The sequence below is a fragment of the Wolbachia endosymbiont (group B) of Cyclophora punctaria genome (assembly GCF_964028235.1).
GTDB lineage: Bacteria > Pseudomonadota > Alphaproteobacteria > Rickettsiales > Anaplasmataceae > Wolbachia.
In genome coordinates, this window is record NZ_OZ034749.1 from 656,442 (window position 1) to 670,876 (window position 14,435).

Sequence of the window (14,435 nt, forward strand, 5' to 3'; positions counted from 1 at the left end):
GCTATTTTAGACAGTTCATTAGATTCTTAATTAGGGAATATATCTAACTTAAAGAAGATTTTCATAAATGTTGAAGTGAATAAGTTGTAGTATTTATGTTTTTTCCCTGAGTTGTAAAATTTCAGAATGAGAGAGACCGGTAATTTGAGCTATAACATCTATAGGGACATCGGCCTTGAGTGAATTTTTTGCAACTTCAATTTTACCTTCAATTTTACCTTTTTCATGGCCGATTTGGATGCCTTCTTTCCTGCCTTTCTCTTCTCCAATTTGGATTCCTTCATGTTTAGCATCATCGAGTTTTTGAGCAAGGATAGCGTTTTCTTTCTGCACGCTCAATATTCTTTCTTCATATGCGATCAAATCCTTTTCATTCCAGCGAAACCTGTCTAATTCATCATATGCTAGCTTTATTATCGGAGCTTCTGCTGCTATCTTTTTTAGATCTTCTTCAGTTGTATCTTCTGCGTATTTAAAAAAGAAACACCATCTCTCTGTAGTATTCTCTAATTGCTCTACCTTATTTTTTGTAAATTTAGGCAACTCAATAAAGACAAATTGTAAATCTTTCAAGTAATGCCCATTGGTTTTGATATCGCGTATATTATGAGTAGAAATATAGTCAACTTCTTCAGGCAGAAGGTTACAATTGGAAATAGCAATAAAGAAGACTTTCTGAAGATGAATGTAATTACCAGATTTATCTAATTGCCGAGAGTAAGCTTTAGCAGCATAAAGTTGAGCACGTTTCTCAAAGCCTTTATCACGAGCGAGTTGCATTTCGATAACAAATCTATTACCAATAGAGTCTTTGCAAAGAACATCAACAATGCTTTGTTTGTCAGAGGCAATTTCAGGATCCATAATGGTACTAAGGAATTCAATTTCCATTATTTGATCAGAAGTAGAAAAACCTAAGATATCGTTGAGGAAGTGAATTAAGATATTTTTATTCTTTTCAGAGCCAAAGATCTTTTTAAAGCTCAAGTCATTTTTGGGATCAAGAAATTTCGAAAGAGCCATGACGAATTAACCTAAAAAGCATTAGTAATTATACACAATTGTGAAGAAATATTCAACTAAAATTCAAACATAGAAAGAAGCATCCCTTTTGTATATCTTTATTTGGTAGTATTAAACTGTATAATATTTATGGCAAATATCTCTATAAGGTATCAGATAGCACAAAAAGTAAGGAGCTGGAGGTTAAAGCGAGGCTATACTCAAAAAGATTTAGCGGGAAAAATCGGCGTAACATATCAAATAGTACTACAATATGAAAAAGGAACACGAAAAATTTCGATTGAAAAGTTGTGCGCTATAGCAAAGGTGTTATCAATTAATATTACGGATCTTATTCCTGTATCAAATGAAAAAATCTGTTTTGAAGATAAGGGAGAGGAAATATTAAATCTAGTAAGAAAATATAAAACGATTAATGATCAAGAGTTGCGCAAGGTGTTTTACTTGCTAACAAAATTTACCCGAGTTGGTGAGAAAAGTAGTAAAAAAGCAGAGAAAGTAAAAATTGCAAAGGGCCTGGTTAAAGCAGGGATTTCTGTTGATATTGTTTCACAAGCAATTGGCCTCTCTGCTGATGAATGTGTTGAAGAAAAAATAGGTTCTATATACTGCAAAATAGGAAAGAAGATAAAAGAATGGAGACTAGTGCGGGAATATACTCAGAAGGATTTAGCAAAGAAAATGAGTACAACACGTGATGAAATAAGCAACTATGAACAAGGAAGAACTGCTGTTCCACTGGGAAGATTATATGAGATAGCAAAGGCGTTATCGATTAATATCATGGACCTACTTGAACTAACAGAGGATGCAGATGATAAAGTGGTACCTAATTTAATTGAAGAATACAAAAAAATTGAAAGCCAAGAACTACGTCATGCACTAATGAAATCTCTGTTTGAAAGCATACAAATTTGCGAAGAGAAAGTGAAAAGAGCAGAAAAGATGAAAATTGCAAAGGATTTAGTTAAGGAAGGAATTTCTATCAATATTATTTTAAAAACAGTAGGCATCTCTTTAGACGAAATTCAACAAATTTAAAATAAAAAATCAGTATCTATTAATATCTTTACTTTTTGATGAAAAAATAAGTAAAAAAGATTGAAAAATTGATTTGACTTCACTCGGAAGCTATGGCTCTATGCCAATGCTGATAAAGCAGTAAATATTAAAAAAAAGTTTGTTGTTAGTGAAGGGTAAATTATATGAATAATAATAAGAATAAAGAAGAAATAGAATTCAGAATATTAGAAAGCAAAGGCAAAGCACTACTTGATCGTGAAATAATGGAAACATTTTTAAGTGCAGTACATGAAAGGCCGCAAGCTCAAGAAATTGCTAAAAATCTGGTGAATACTTATGCAGGAGTAGGAAGGATTTTAGGTAGAGAAATGGATGACCTGAAAGTTATAGAAGGAGTAACTGATTCTGCAGTAGCAATGATTATGTGTGTTAAGGAAACACTAGAAAGGGTACTGAGAGAAAAGCTCAAAAGTGAGCCAATAATGGACTTACAAGGGCTAGTAGAGTACTTAAACGTAAGTATAGGACACTCAGAAAGGGAATGTGTAAAAATACTGTACTTGAATAAAAGGCGTCAACTAATTGGAGAAGAATCCTATATTGGTGAAATGGAAAAAGCACCAGTATACATAAAGGAAATTACAAGAAAAGCATTAATAAAGAATGCAACATTAGTAATAATGTCACACAACCACCCTGGGGGAAGTTTAGAACCTTCAGAAGAAGATCAAGAAGTAACAAAGAGCTTAGCAGCAGCATGTAGTACTGTAAGCGTTAGATTATTTGATCATATTATCATTACAAGTGGGGGTTATTTTAGCTTTAGAGAAAACGGATTGTTATAGCAGAAAGTATTTGCAAATCTACTCACTATAATTTATAATGAGTAATATAATGTATAATAATAAAGTTTATTGTACGCTTAAAAAGTATTTTTAATAGTGGAGGTAATATGGGTAATAAAATAATCGTACCTTTTGGTGATAAGGAAGGAGGTATCTACGAGTTAAACGTTGATCTTGATAAATTGTCAAAAGGTGAGATGTTAAATGCTATTGTAGGAATTGGTCGTACTAGCCAGCAGCCTACTTTTGTAAGCAAAATTAATAAGGCTAAAAAGCTTGTAGATAAAGAAGTAGTACCTTTCCCTGGTAGAGAAGTTCGCGAAAACAAAATCAACTATGGGAAAGGACTTGACTACATATATGGTACAAAACCTGTAAGTGATCAAGAAGATAAAAATCCATTTGCTTCAGCTTTGAAAAAAATAAAGCCAAGTGCAGAAAAGTTGAGCTGGTTTAAGAGTGCTGTGGTAAGAGCAAAAAGTCCAAATGAACTGCACAAGGTTGTAGACGAAGCACTAGCTGCTGGAGCAAGGCTAAATGCATGTAATGATGGAGAGTGGAGATTTTGCTCTCCCTCTCAATAGGGTTAAAAGACTGAACAGTATCTTTGGAATTATATCCCGTATTTACAAGGTTAGTCTAAACTCTCAACCTAATTTATAGTCTTGGAGGCAATTTTATGCAAGCAAATGCTGTTTTAGGTGTGGACATTTCTAAAAAGAAATTTGATGTTTGTTTATTGGTAGGCAACAAAGAACGGTACAAAGTCTTTCAAAATAATCATGATGGTTTTGAAAAGCTTGTGGCTTGGTGCAATCATCATGGAGCAGAACTTATTCATCTGTGTCTCGAAGCAACCGGTTGTTATAGTGAAGATATAGTTAATTTTATGTATGACTTGGAGCATAATGTAAGTGTGGTAAACCCAGCCCAAATCAAAGCTTTTGGCAGAAGTGAGCTACTTAGAAACAAAACAGATAAGTCAGATGCTGCCATGATTGCTAGGTTTTGTATTGCTAACAAACCTAATCTTTGGAAACCTGCTCCTCCCGAAGTTAGGCGTTTAAGAGACCTTTATCGTTGTTTGCAAGCATTTAAAGATGACAAGCTACAACAGATGAATCGCTTGGAAAATAAAAATACGGATTCCCATTGTAAACAAGCAATACTTGAGGTCATTGCTACAATAGACACACAAACTGCTGCTCTAGAGAAAGAAATTAATGAACATGTTAATAACCATTTGCATCTAAAAAATATAACAGAAAAGATCAAGACTATAAAAGGCGTAGGACATCTTACAGCTGTTGCTGTTGTTGCAGAAATGCCATCAGTTGATAATTTTGATAATGCCAGACAATTCACAGCTTTTGCTGGTCTAAACCCAGAACATTATCAATCAGGATCATCCGTAAGTAAAAAAAGTCGAATATGTAAAATAGGATCTGAGCGTATTCGCAAAGCTCTTTATATGCCAGCTATAGTAGTCAAGAATCATAATTCTTACTTTCAAAAGTTTTGTCAGCGTTTAGCAAGTAAAGGAAAATGTCCAAAGGTTATAATTGTTGCTTTAATGAGAAAACTAATGCATGTATTTTTTGGTATTCTTAAAAATGATCAACCATTCAATGGTAATTTAGTGAGATAATTTTGACAGTAAAAGCTTGGATCTTATGCTCAACTGTTTAGGATGTAATTTAACATGTACTTTGAGTTATAATATGTATCATTTTGATTTTAACTGAGCTCTGTACTTTGTAAAACTATTCTCAGAAGATTAAGAAGATATGGTCCTATAACTGTGGATAAATACGTCCACACACACTTAAAGTATTTATCCACAGTTACACTAATTTATAGAAAATGCAGATAAATTTTTTGTTGTTTTATAGCTAAATAACTTGTTGACAATAAAGACAGTATCTCCACTACGGCCTTACTGGCATTAGCTTCGCTACGGCTTCACCCTCTCCTATAAGATATTTTAGCTCTAATACCTTACATTATAAAGATACAAGCTTCGCGGAATATGTGATACTGGGCACACATTTTCATAAATTTGATAAGGCTGATCGTAAAAAGCTAATACGTAAATTAATGCTAAGTGGTGCAGAGTTTCATGATACTCTACTGCAGAATAAACTGATAGGTGAAATCTATAATGAGCTACAGCCAGAAGTTCAGCCACAGATAGATAAGCAACTAGAAGAGCTAGAGGAAGCTGGCGAAAATGCTGTGCAAGAAGGAGAATTAATAGATGTTGAGATAGATAATACAACATCGTATATAGAATTTTCTGGGAATAGTAAGGTAGAGGTAGCCAAAATACTGGAAGCAAACAGAAAGTTAGGAAGTAATATCTTAAAAATTGGTAATGATGCAGTTGAAGTTAAAAGTGAGAAGGGAGGTATAAGAAACTATACCGATATTTCAGATGGCAGCTCTGTCATGTTAGAATTTCCTACGAGCATTGGTAAGCTAAATATTGTGTTGTACCAAGAGGCAGATCAGGTGCAAGTGAGAGTAGAAAATAAGGAAATGTGGGCTGAGTTACAAAAAAGAGACGAAGAAATAGGAAAAAACTGCCTTTTTGGGGGAGTAAAACTTCAAGAAGCAGTAGAGAAAGGTAATTTCACTAGATGTGGCATATGGAGTGAAAAGTATGCTATAAAAGAGATTAGCAATGATGAAGTATTGTCTCCGTCTTCATGGGTAAATAGGGTATGTGGAGGTAGTAAAGAAACCTTTCGGGAACTTTAATGCGTCTACAGGCAACTTTAAGGTTCCAGAGGTTTTTTTTACCATTATATCTGGAGCCTTTGAGCTATAGTAGAAAATATTATATATGGTTCTTTGCGTGGAAAGAAGTCTAGATTATAAAGTGGGAGAAAAATTAAAAAGTTGGAGGTTAGAGCGAGGGTACACTCAGAAAGATTTAGCAGAGAAAATTGGTGTAAAATACTGGGTGATATTGCAATATGAGAAAGGGAATCGTAGAGTTCCAATTGAAAGGTTGTATGCTATAACTGAGGCACTATCAATCAGTATTACGGATCTTATTCCTGTATCAAAAAGCTGTCTTGAAGATGAAGAAGAAATATTAAATCTAGTAAGAGAATATAAAAAGATTAACGATCAGGAGTTACGTAAGATGTTTTGTTTGCTAACCAAATTTGTCCAAGTTAGTGAGAAAAGTAGTAGAAAATCGGAAAAAATAAAAATTGCAAAGAGTCTGGTTAAAGCAGGAGTTTCTGTTGATATTGTTGCAAAAACAATTGGTCTGTCTGCTGATGAATGTGTTGAAGAAAAAGTTGGTTCTATCTACTACCAAATAGGCAAAAAGATAAAGGAATGGAGACTAGTGAGAGAGTATACTCAAAAGGATTTAGCGGAGAAAATGAGTACAACACGTGACGAAATAAGCAACTATGAACAAGGACGCGTAGCTACTCCACTGGGAAAATTATATGAGATAGCAGAAACATTATCGATTAGTATTACAGATCTACTAACAGAGGAAGATGAAGGTAGTAAAGTGGAAAATGAGCTACCGAATTTGATTAAAGAATACAAAGAAATTGAGAGCCAAGAACTACGTCATGCACTAATAAAATCTTTGTTTGAAGGGATACGTATTTGTGAGGGGAAAGTGAGAGAGATAGAAAGGATTAAAGTTGCAAAGGATCTAGTAAAAGGGGGAATTTCTATTGATACTATTTTGCAAGCGGTAGGTTTATCTATTGATATGGTTTTAGATGGATAGCTCGTAAAAAAATTATAGCAATAAAGTTTTTTTCTTAAATGGAGGATAAATGTTTGTTTCTGCAAGCAATGTTAGTTACGGAATAGGGCAAAGAATAGAAAATTGTAGGTTAATGCGAGGGCATACTCAAATAGGATTAGCAAGTCAAATAGGTTTAACATACCAAGAAGTAAACAGCTATGAAGATGGGTATATTCCTATTCCAATTGAAGTACTATATATAATAGCAAGAGTATTATCAGTTGACGTTGTAGATTTATTACCTGAACCAGTAATAGTAAGGGAAGACAGCTATGAAGACGAGGAAATACTCTATCTAACGAAAATATACGAGAATCAAAAGTTAGGCAAAATAGTACCTTCATTAATCAGGTTTGTTCATATTAGCGAGAAAATCAATCAAGAGGAGGCAAGATTAGAAGTAGCAAAAAATCTAGTTAAAGAAGGAGTTTCAGTTGACATAATTTCCCAAGCAACCGGCTTATCTATTTACGAGTATGATAATACAGAGAGAGAAATCTGCACTGATTCTATATATTACAGAGTAGGGCAAAGAATAAGAGAATGGAGATTGATAAGAAGGTATACTCAAAAAGATTTGGCGGATAAAGTTGGTGTAACACTCAAGGAAATACACGAATATGAAAAAGGATATACTGAAATATCATTTGATAAATTATATGAAATAGCAGGGGAATTATCAGTGAATATTAAAGTTCTGCTGCCTAAAACAAGAGAAAGCAAAAAGCTATTGAGTTTAATGGATGAGTACGGAGAACAAGAATCATTAGTCAAATCTCTATCTGAAGATATGAAAAGTGGCAAGGAAAAAGTTAAAAAAACAGAAAGGATCAAGGTTGCAAAAAATCTAGCAAAGGAAGGTGTTGCTATTGATATTATTGTGCGAGCAAGTGGCCTAACTGCCGATGAGTGTGAAAATTGAATTGTGTTTAAGATATAAGTAAAAATGGTTAATATATTATCTATTCTAAACCCTTATTTAGCTCTGCAGAATTTTTTTGGCATTTCTACGTATCAAGATAAAACATCACAGAATTTATCGACTACTTTTTGATTTTCCTCTATCATTGCATTTGCTTCTTGCTGAAGAGATTTGATATTTTTTGATGTAATATTATCCATGTCAGGTGATGCTATTTTTAGTTGCGATTGTATACGTATATATTTATCAGCTATAACTTGATCAAGTTGGTAATTTACTGCATCTAAACTTGAGGCAAACATTACGTTCAACAGAGGTTTTATCCAACCTATCTTTCCAAATCTCCTTGAATTAGCTATGCTTCTATCTCTTCTTCCAGTACCTATTGATAACAGTAGAATATCATCATTTGGAAATAACCTCTTACCACTTGCATATGCACAAGCCGCTGGATTATTGGCAAACACCCCACCATCCACTAATACTCTTTTTATCTGGTTAATTTTGAGATGTTTTGGCATGAAATAAGTAGGTGCAGCCGTTGCAGCTCTGAGTGCATCTTTCAGCTTAATATTACCTTCTTTCCAGCTTTTAAAGAAAAATGGACGATTATTGTGAATATCATAACTTGTTATCAGTACCTTACTTAATGTGTTTTTTAGAATATCCTCTCCAAAATATTTATCCAGTACAGATTCAATATTTTTATGTGGGTATTGTGCGCAGTTAAACCAAGATAATATTGATCTCCTAAAAAATGAAGACTTAAAAATATATGCTCCGTACTCTTGGTAAAGCTCAACTAAATCATTGGCTGAATATTGGGGATTTCCTCGTTCATCTTTTCTACATAATCCCGCTACAACAATTCCACCGGTTGAAGTACCTGCTATAAGATCAAAGATTTCAGCTATAGTTCTTCTTGTTCTTTTTTCTATTTCTGCTAGTATAATGGCTGGTATGATGCCCCTTATGCCTCCACCGTCAACTGAAAGAATATATTTGGCCATGTTTAGATATTTATTGATTTTTTTGACTTTCCATAAGATGGTACAAGCCTCCACCTTCTAGGTGGAGAAACTTTAGTTTGTCAATGTCATAACTGTACTTTATAAAGTATAGTTATGACGGAATATGACAAAGGAAAACACACTGTATTTTATCATAGGTACCATATAGTCTGGATTACAAAATATCGGTACAGAGTATTAACTAAGGCTATGAAGGAGAGAATACGAACAATCATAGCAGAAGTATCTGAAGAAATGGGGATTAAGATAGAAAACGGAGTAATATCATCAGATCATTTACATTTATTCGTAGTAATACCTCCTCATATAGCTGTGAGTGATTTTGTTCAAAGAGCCAAAGGCAGGTCTTCACGCAAAATTCAACAAGAATTTCCAGAGCTAAATAAAATGTACTGGGGAAAGCGTTTTTGGGGAAGAGGATACTTTAGTGCTACCAGCGGACATATCACAGATGAAGTCATTAATGAGTACATCAATAAACATACAGATGCACATCAGCCTCATTCTATATCTAGTATAAGATTGGAGTAGCTTTAGCTTCTCACCGCGCTTCCAGCGCTATATCCAACCTTTCGGCTCTCAGCCGATAGTGGTTGAGTTGTTTGCTTTTATCAGGTTGTGTTTCTTGTCCAAGTACTACTGTATGTTTCACTCCTAGAGAAAATTGCACCAACCTAATAATTGATTCCGTGGATCATGCTAAAAAATCCGTGTTGGTTCAGGCATACCAATTTACCTCAAAGCCTATTGCTGAATCCTTAGTTCAAGCTAAAAAGCGTGGAGTTGATGTCATGGTTATTCTCGACGAATCGCAAGTTAGCTCAAAGTATAGTGTTATTAATGAACTGTTTCATCAAAAAATCCCAATATACATAGACTATAAACCTGCAATTTCACACAGTAAAATTATGATTATTGATGAGCAAAAAATCATAACTGGATCTTTCAATTTCTCTGACGCCGCGCAGAAAAAAAACGCTGAGAATCTACTGATTATAACAGGAGACCCTACATTAGTTGAGCAATACATCGAAAACTGGAAGGATCGTCAATCTCAATCTGATCCTTATACACCAAAAGTAGAAGAATAATTACTTTAAATCAGCTTTAAGCTCATCCAATTCCTCAGAAAGATTTTTTACCCTTTCCTCAAGTACTAATACTTTTTCCATTAAACCATATTCAATAAGTTTATCGTGAAATTGTACCCTTGAGTCTAGCTTGGATAACCACCATATGATTGCTACGGTTTGGATTAATATGGTAATAATTACCGTAATTGGGATTTTTTGCTTTTTCATGTGAAAATATTAACTTGTTATGGATAGTTTTAGAAGTTTATATACAGATTATAGAAAACTTACAGCTTTAGTGATTACTTTTTGTTGATTCGTATTGATCCTCTGCTTTAGCAAGTAGCTTTATGATTTTATCGTAATGTTTGTTATTTTTATTGTGTCGCGATTCCACTACAGCCATATTTCTAGGTCTTCTTCCGTCTTGGGCTGTAGCTGTAGGATTTGCTCCTTTGCTTAGTAAAAACTCAACGATTTCCAAATGTCCCTTATCTGCTGCATGGTGCAAAGCTGTCCATCCCATATACCCACCTGTAGCATTTATATTTGCTTTTTCTTTCACTAAAAACTCAACAATTCTTAGACACCCAGAATCAGATGCATGATGTAATGCTGTTAACTTATTAATCTGTACGCTAGTATCTAACAAATTTTCTACTGAGAATTTAACAATCTCTAAGTTACAATTTTCAGATGCAATTTGTAATATTGTTTTATAATTATCTGTAGCTTTTGCTTTCATATAGCAATAAGTAATAATAACACATACTACTGTTACTATAAACCACCAAAAATGTAGCTTATTTCTTGAGTCTCTATTCATATTCAATACCTTTTTCAATATTAAACATTTGTTTTACTGATTTTTTCTTAACGTTGATGCTGATAACATAGTGCGATAACCTGAACCATCTAACATGTGTTCTGCTCTGTCAATTATCCATTCACCGTCTATATCTTGATGAAACCCTAACAAGCTAAGTTTTGCCTCTGCAAATAGTTCTGGATTACCAGGGATAGTGATATCCAATACTGCATTATTTCGCTTTAGTTGTTTTAACTTAGCATTTGCTGCACTTAGTGCTGATTCTACATTAGAGTAAAGCGTTTGTATAGTATAACTTGGACTACCAGAACCAGCTATTTCTGATATAGTTTCACCTTTTTCATAGCTATGCCATTTTGCAATTACTGAGTTGTACCTACTCACGGTAAAGTGAACCTTCCAATTTATTGTGTCTTGAGGTCTAATAGCTATTGTTCCTAAAGCTTTTCCAGTTGCCGACTTTGCTTTGCCTTTTGGAATAAAAAGTATGTATCCGCCAGCTAACTTTGCCATTGCCTCGCGTTCTATTGCTATTTTTGTTAGTAAACTTATATCACTTTCTTCTGTTTGGTTAATATATGGAATCAACACATTTTCAAATTCTTCTGCAACTCTGCACCCATATCCGTGCTTTTCTGCTATTTCCTTAACCAAGCTACCTAGAGTAATTTGATGCCATTCTTTAGATGCTTTCTCCTTTAATGATAGTCTTAAATTTGTTGCATGAGCTTTGATTAGTAGAGTCTTAGGTGGACTTTGTATTGTAACTTCGTTGACTGTATATATGCCCATTGGTAAGACTCCAGTTTCTCTGTAACCTAGAGCGATATTTAATTCATTCGGAACATCTGTGTTTTCATCCCTATAATCAACATGTACTTCAACTACATCATCTATAGTTCCAGATTCATCTGTAAGGCGCAATGATATAACTCTATCTCTAATTGATTCACATTTATCTATTATAAAATCTGGCTGCATTTATTCCCATACTTTTAATTTTGACTTTTGTAGAGGTTTTTCTGTTACAGGCAATTTAATTTTTAGTCCTACCGGTAAAAAACTTCCATGTTCTGCAAGGCCTGGATTTTTAAGCAATACTTCCTCCACTATTCCATCGGTAAATCCATAATGTTTCCAGCAAATCAGATCTAGCATTTCTCCTTCTTTAGTTAAGTAATATATAGTCATCTATAGCTCTTCAAACTCAAACTAAATTCAACTTTTCTTGGTAGTCCATTAGGTAAAAAATACATCTGCTTTTCTTCTAACCTAGTAATTACGAATTGTCCTAAAATATTACCTAGACTATCTACTAAAACATGCGGTTTTTCAGCTTCTTTCATATTCTTTAATTGATTTACTCTGTTGAGAATATTAAGGTAAATAACTCCTTCTATATCTACATTTTCCACTCCTCGACCAATATTTTGTAGTGACGGCATTTTATCGATACATTCAATTACACTCCAACGATTTTCTTTACTATACTTCAAACTTATCGGAGTAAATTTATATGGACCAAGAGATAACACAAATAAAAAATTTTTAAAAACATAGTTGATCAATAAAACGTCTCTACTGTATCAAATAAAACATCACGTGATTTTTCTCTTATCCTTTTTATTACTTCATCTGCAAGACTACGAACATCTTGATTTGGCTCTGCTTTAATGCTGATAGTGTAATTATTAGTGATGTTCTGAGTTTTATTTTGTTCTTTATTTTCAAATTTACTCCTTCCAAAATCTGCAAATATCTTATCATTATCGCTCTCTGTAAACTTTTTCTCCTCAATAAGGCTTTTGATTCTGAAATTATTCTGATTTCTCTTGGAAAATTCTTTAATTATACTGTTACTTAGCAAAGGATTTCCACTGTTGAGAATATTACTCTTTATGGGAGTATGGACTGCTTTTATTTCAGTTTTTCTTTTTTCAAATTCTTTCAGTGGGCTATTCCCTAATACTTTTCCAAATACACTTTCCCCTATCCATGAAAAAGCTTCTTCTATGGGTTTTATTATCGATTTCCAAAAGCTAGAGAAAAAGTCTTTCACCTTTTGCCAGTTAGTGATAACAAGAGCTGCGCCAGTAACAAGTCCAGCAATTAAAAGCCCTATAGGATTACTCATTACAGCAAGCGTTATTGCTCTTAGTCCTGTTACTACTGCAGGAAAAACTGTAGCTGATAAAAATGAAAATACTCCAAGTAGGTTTGCTTTCAGACCAAAAATCGTACTTCCTAGCAATGTAAATCCGTATCCTAGTCCTACTGCTGCAATTTTTAAACTTATCAAAGCTGCTACAGTACCCATGATCGTCGTGGTTAAAGTTGGATATTTTTCTGCAAAAGAAGCTATATGCTCTGTTATTGTTTTCAAACTTCCAGCTACATAATTCAAGGTAGGTAACATTACTGACCCTAGATTCATGCCAGCTTCAACTATTGCATTTTTAAGTAATTGTAATTTATTAGCTGTAGTGTCTGCACGATTTTTGAATTCTTCTTGCAGAGAGCTTCCGTACTTTTCTGTATTAGCCAGTAACTTTATTGCATCCTCATACTTATTAAAACTTCCAGCTAATAATGCAATATCATCTTGATATTCCTGACCGAAAAGTTTCATCAGGATTGTAGAACGCTCCTGATTATCCATTTTCTTTAGAGTTTGAAAAAAGTGAAGTAGTGCTTCTTCTCCGCTTTCACTGATCCTTTGTACCATTTCTTCCGCGGTTATGCCCATTTCTTCTAGTGCTGCTTTGAATTCTTTTCCTTGACCTTCAGCAGTTTGAAGTTTGCTAAGCAGTGCATTTATAGCAGTTGCAGCTTTTGCTGGTTGTTTACCTAAACTAATAAAAGCATTTACTAAGCTGCTTGTTTGTTCAAACTTTAATCCAAACTGCTTTGCAGTACCACCAACTGTTGCTAGAGCTTCAACCATATCTTTTGCTTTAGCAGCAGTGTTATCTGATAAGTGGTTTATTATATTACCTACATTTTCCATATCGTTAACTCCAATCCCATAAACATTAGAGATTTTTGCTATAGCATTACCAGCTTCTTCCGCTGACATATCAAATGCTGTAGACATTTTAGCAACTACTGTTGTAAATTTTATTAGATCATCTTTAGCAATACCAAGTTGGCCACCACTTGAAGCTATTTGTGCTAATCCTGCAGCTGATAATGGTATTTCACGAGATAATTTTTTGAGTTCTTGAGCAAATTCTGATGCTTCATCTTTGGTTTTATCTTTTGTAAATTTTACCACCTTCTTTACATCAGCCATGGCACTCTCAAAATCAATAGCAACCTTAATTGGAGCTGCAAGTGAGAGTCCAAGCCCAACTGTCTCTATGATTTGTGACTTAAAATGTGCCTTACTTGCTAAAAAACTCTGATGACTACGTATTACAGACCCAAGTTTACTATATTTACCCTTTAATACTTCAATGGACGAGCCAAGTTTATATTGATCACTCACTAAGGACTTAATATTTTTTCCACTTTTTCTGACTTCCTCATTTAATGAGTGCAATGAATCTCTCTTTTTTAAATATGCATCTTTTGCTTTCGTTGCAGAAATTTTAGCCTTATCAAATTCAGCTTTCAAAGTTTTGCTTGGTTTTTCCACTGCTTTTATCTGTTGAGCTAAGGATTTTACCTGATCCTCGAAACCTTTCCAGGATTTCTTGGCAGCAAATACATCAGAACCCAATTGTTTAAATTTAGATACTGATTTTAAAGATGAATCAAGCTGTCTGATATTTTCACCAAGACGAGTAAGCTGACTGCTACTTCCCTTTATTGCAGTATTAAAGCTGCCATCTAGGACTGCTCCAATTTTTATAGATAACGTTGACATTGTACCTTCCTCGCTGCTTCATTCCATAGGATAAATT

General features: G+C 34.0%; 15 protein-coding genes and 2 pseudogenes. 9 read left to right on the top strand and 8 right to left on the bottom strand.

The window, feature by feature from the left end; all coding sequences use genetic code 11:
- Positions 1 to 93: 93 nt before the first annotated feature.
- Positions 94 to 1,023 (bottom strand): Rpn family recombination-promoting nuclease/putative transposase, encoded by a 930-nt coding sequence (locus ABWU33_RS03105; RefSeq protein ID WP_262986565.1) that lies wholly within the window; start codon positions 1,021 to 1,023, stop codon positions 94 to 96.
- Between the two features lie 129 nt (positions 1,024 to 1,152).
- Between ABWU33_RS03105 and ABWU33_RS03110 the strand changes: the two genes are divergently transcribed.
- The 7 genes and pseudogenes from ABWU33_RS03110 to ABWU33_RS03140 all read left to right on the top strand — a co-directional run bounded on the left by ABWU33_RS03110 (position 1,153) and on the right by ABWU33_RS03140 (position 7,597).
- The gene (locus tag ABWU33_RS03110) at positions 1,153 to 2,064 is read left to right on the top strand and encodes a helix-turn-helix domain-containing protein (protein WP_264376373.1); all 912 of its coding nucleotides are present in this window, start codon (positions 1,153 to 1,155) and stop codon (positions 2,062 to 2,064) included.
- Positions 2,065 to 2,228: 164 nt separating this feature from the next.
- Positions 2,229 to 2,891 (top strand): RadC family protein, encoded by a 663-nt coding sequence (locus ABWU33_RS03115; RefSeq protein ID WP_230609182.1) that lies wholly within the window; start codon positions 2,229 to 2,231, stop codon positions 2,889 to 2,891.
- A gap of 107 nt (positions 2,892 to 2,998) precedes the next feature.
- Positions 2,999 to 3,457, top strand: a pseudogene (locus ABWU33_RS03120) (hypothetical protein); the annotation flags it as partial.
- Between the two features lie 113 nt (positions 3,458 to 3,570).
- Positions 3,571 to 4,539: a transposase gene (locus tag ABWU33_RS03125; RefSeq protein WP_141456909.1), complete on the top strand. Its 969-nt coding sequence runs from the start codon at positions 3,571 to 3,573 to the stop codon at positions 4,537 to 4,539.
- A 365-nt stretch (positions 4,540 to 4,904) separates the two neighbouring features.
- Positions 4,905 to 5,651 (top strand): annotated as a pseudogene (locus tag ABWU33_RS03130) (hypothetical protein); the annotation flags it as partial.
- A gap of 85 nt (positions 5,652 to 5,736) precedes the next feature.
- Positions 5,737 to 6,654: a helix-turn-helix domain-containing protein gene (locus ABWU33_RS03135; RefSeq protein ID WP_141456911.1), complete on the top strand. Its 918-nt coding sequence runs from the start codon at positions 5,737 to 5,739 to the stop codon at positions 6,652 to 6,654.
- Between the two features lie 49 nt (positions 6,655 to 6,703).
- Positions 6,704 to 7,597, top strand: coding sequence for a helix-turn-helix domain-containing protein (locus ABWU33_RS03140; protein ID WP_141456913.1), 894 nt, complete (start codon positions 6,704 to 6,706; stop codon positions 7,595 to 7,597).
- 92 nt (positions 7,598 to 7,689) lie between these two features.
- Here ABWU33_RS03140 and ABWU33_RS03145 read toward each other — a convergent pair whose 3' ends face one another.
- A complete protein-coding gene (locus ABWU33_RS03145) occupies positions 7,690 to 8,607 on the bottom strand; it encodes a patatin-like phospholipase family protein (protein ID WP_264374795.1) in 918 nt (305 codons plus the stop codon).
- A 114-nt stretch (positions 8,608 to 8,721) separates the two neighbouring features.
- Here ABWU33_RS03145 and tnpA point away from each other — a divergent pair, with 114 nt between their 5' ends.
- Positions 8,722 to 9,159, top strand: a complete 438-nt coding sequence (gene tnpA, locus ABWU33_RS03150) for an IS200/IS605 family transposase (RefSeq protein ID WP_265024376.1) — start codon at positions 8,722 to 8,724, stop codon at positions 9,157 to 9,159.
- Positions 9,160 to 9,221: 62 nt separating this feature from the next.
- Positions 9,222 to 9,719, top strand: coding sequence for a phospholipase D family protein (locus ABWU33_RS03155; RefSeq protein ID WP_265024111.1), 498 nt, complete (start codon positions 9,222 to 9,224; stop codon positions 9,717 to 9,719).
- Here ABWU33_RS03155 and ABWU33_RS03160 read toward each other — a convergent pair whose 3' ends face one another.
- The 6 genes from ABWU33_RS03160 to ABWU33_RS03185 all read right to left on the bottom strand — a co-directional run bounded on the left by ABWU33_RS03160 (position 9,720) and on the right by ABWU33_RS03185 (position 14,398).
- A complete protein-coding gene (locus ABWU33_RS03160; protein ID WP_264374793.1) occupies positions 9,720 to 9,929 on the bottom strand; it encodes a hypothetical protein in 210 nt (69 codons plus the stop codon).
- A 67-nt stretch (positions 9,930 to 9,996) separates the two neighbouring features.
- A complete protein-coding gene (locus ABWU33_RS03165; RefSeq protein ID WP_230609188.1) occupies positions 9,997 to 10,527 on the bottom strand; it encodes an ankyrin repeat domain-containing protein in 531 nt (176 codons plus the stop codon).
- Positions 10,528 to 10,560: 33 nt separating this feature from the next.
- Complete coding sequence (locus tag ABWU33_RS03170; protein WP_264374792.1) at positions 10,561 to 11,511, bottom strand: contractile injection system protein, VgrG/Pvc8 family; 951 nt, start codon at positions 11,509 to 11,511, stop codon at positions 10,561 to 10,563.
- Positions 11,512 to 11,721 (bottom strand): tail protein X, encoded by a 210-nt coding sequence (locus ABWU33_RS03175; RefSeq protein WP_064085527.1) that lies wholly within the window; start codon positions 11,719 to 11,721, stop codon positions 11,512 to 11,514.
- Positions 11,718 to 12,065, bottom strand: a complete 348-nt coding sequence (locus ABWU33_RS03180; RefSeq protein ID WP_230609191.1) for a phage tail protein — start codon at positions 12,063 to 12,065, stop codon at positions 11,718 to 11,720. Before ABWU33_RS03180 ends, ABWU33_RS03175 begins: the two co-directional genes overlap by 4 nt.
- A gap of 29 nt (positions 12,066 to 12,094) precedes the next feature.
- Complete coding sequence (locus ABWU33_RS03185; protein WP_353280989.1) at positions 12,095 to 14,398, bottom strand: phage tail tape measure protein; 2,304 nt, start codon at positions 14,396 to 14,398, stop codon at positions 12,095 to 12,097.
- Positions 14,399 to 14,435: the final 37 nt, after the last annotated feature.

Excerpts from the sequence above, each read along its gene's own strand:
- ABWU33_RS03105 (WP_262986565.1), bottom strand. The coding sequence starts at position 1,023 with ATGGCTCTTTCGAAATTTCTTGATCCCAAAAATGACTTGAGCTTTAAA.
- ABWU33_RS03110 (WP_264376373.1), top strand. The coding sequence starts at position 1,153 with ATGGCAAATATCTCTATAAGGTATCAGATAGCACAAAAAGTAAGGAGC.
- ABWU33_RS03115 (WP_230609182.1), top strand. The coding sequence starts at position 2,229 with ATGAATAATAATAAGAATAAAGAAGAAATAGAATTCAGAATATTAGAA.
- ABWU33_RS03125 (WP_141456909.1), top strand. The coding sequence starts at position 3,571 with ATGCAAGCAAATGCTGTTTTAGGTGTGGACATTTCTAAAAAGAAATTT.
- ABWU33_RS03135 (WP_141456911.1), top strand. The coding sequence starts at position 5,737 with ATGGTTCTTTGCGTGGAAAGAAGTCTAGATTATAAAGTGGGAGAAAAA.
- ABWU33_RS03140 (WP_141456913.1), top strand. The coding sequence starts at position 6,704 with ATGTTTGTTTCTGCAAGCAATGTTAGTTACGGAATAGGGCAAAGAATA.
- ABWU33_RS03145 (WP_264374795.1), bottom strand. The coding sequence starts at position 8,607 with ATGGCCAAATATATTCTTTCAGTTGACGGTGGAGGCATAAGGGGCATC.
- tnpA (WP_265024376.1), top strand. The coding sequence starts at position 8,722 with ATGACGGAATATGACAAAGGAAAACACACTGTATTTTATCATAGGTAC.
- ABWU33_RS03160 (WP_264374793.1), bottom strand. The coding sequence starts at position 9,929 with ATGAAAAAGCAAAAAATCCCAATTACGGTAATTATTACCATATTAATC.
- ABWU33_RS03165 (WP_230609188.1), bottom strand. The coding sequence starts at position 10,527 with ATGAATAGAGACTCAAGAAATAAGCTACATTTTTGGTGGTTTATAGTA.
- ABWU33_RS03170 (WP_264374792.1), bottom strand. The coding sequence starts at position 11,511 with ATGCAGCCAGATTTTATAATAGATAAATGTGAATCAATTAGAGATAGA.
- ABWU33_RS03175 (WP_064085527.1), bottom strand. The coding sequence starts at position 11,721 with ATGACTATATATTACTTAACTAAAGAAGGAGAAATGCTAGATCTGATT.
- ABWU33_RS03185 (WP_353280989.1), bottom strand. The coding sequence starts at position 14,398 with ATGTCAACGTTATCTATAAAAATTGGAGCAGTCCTAGATGGCAGCTTT.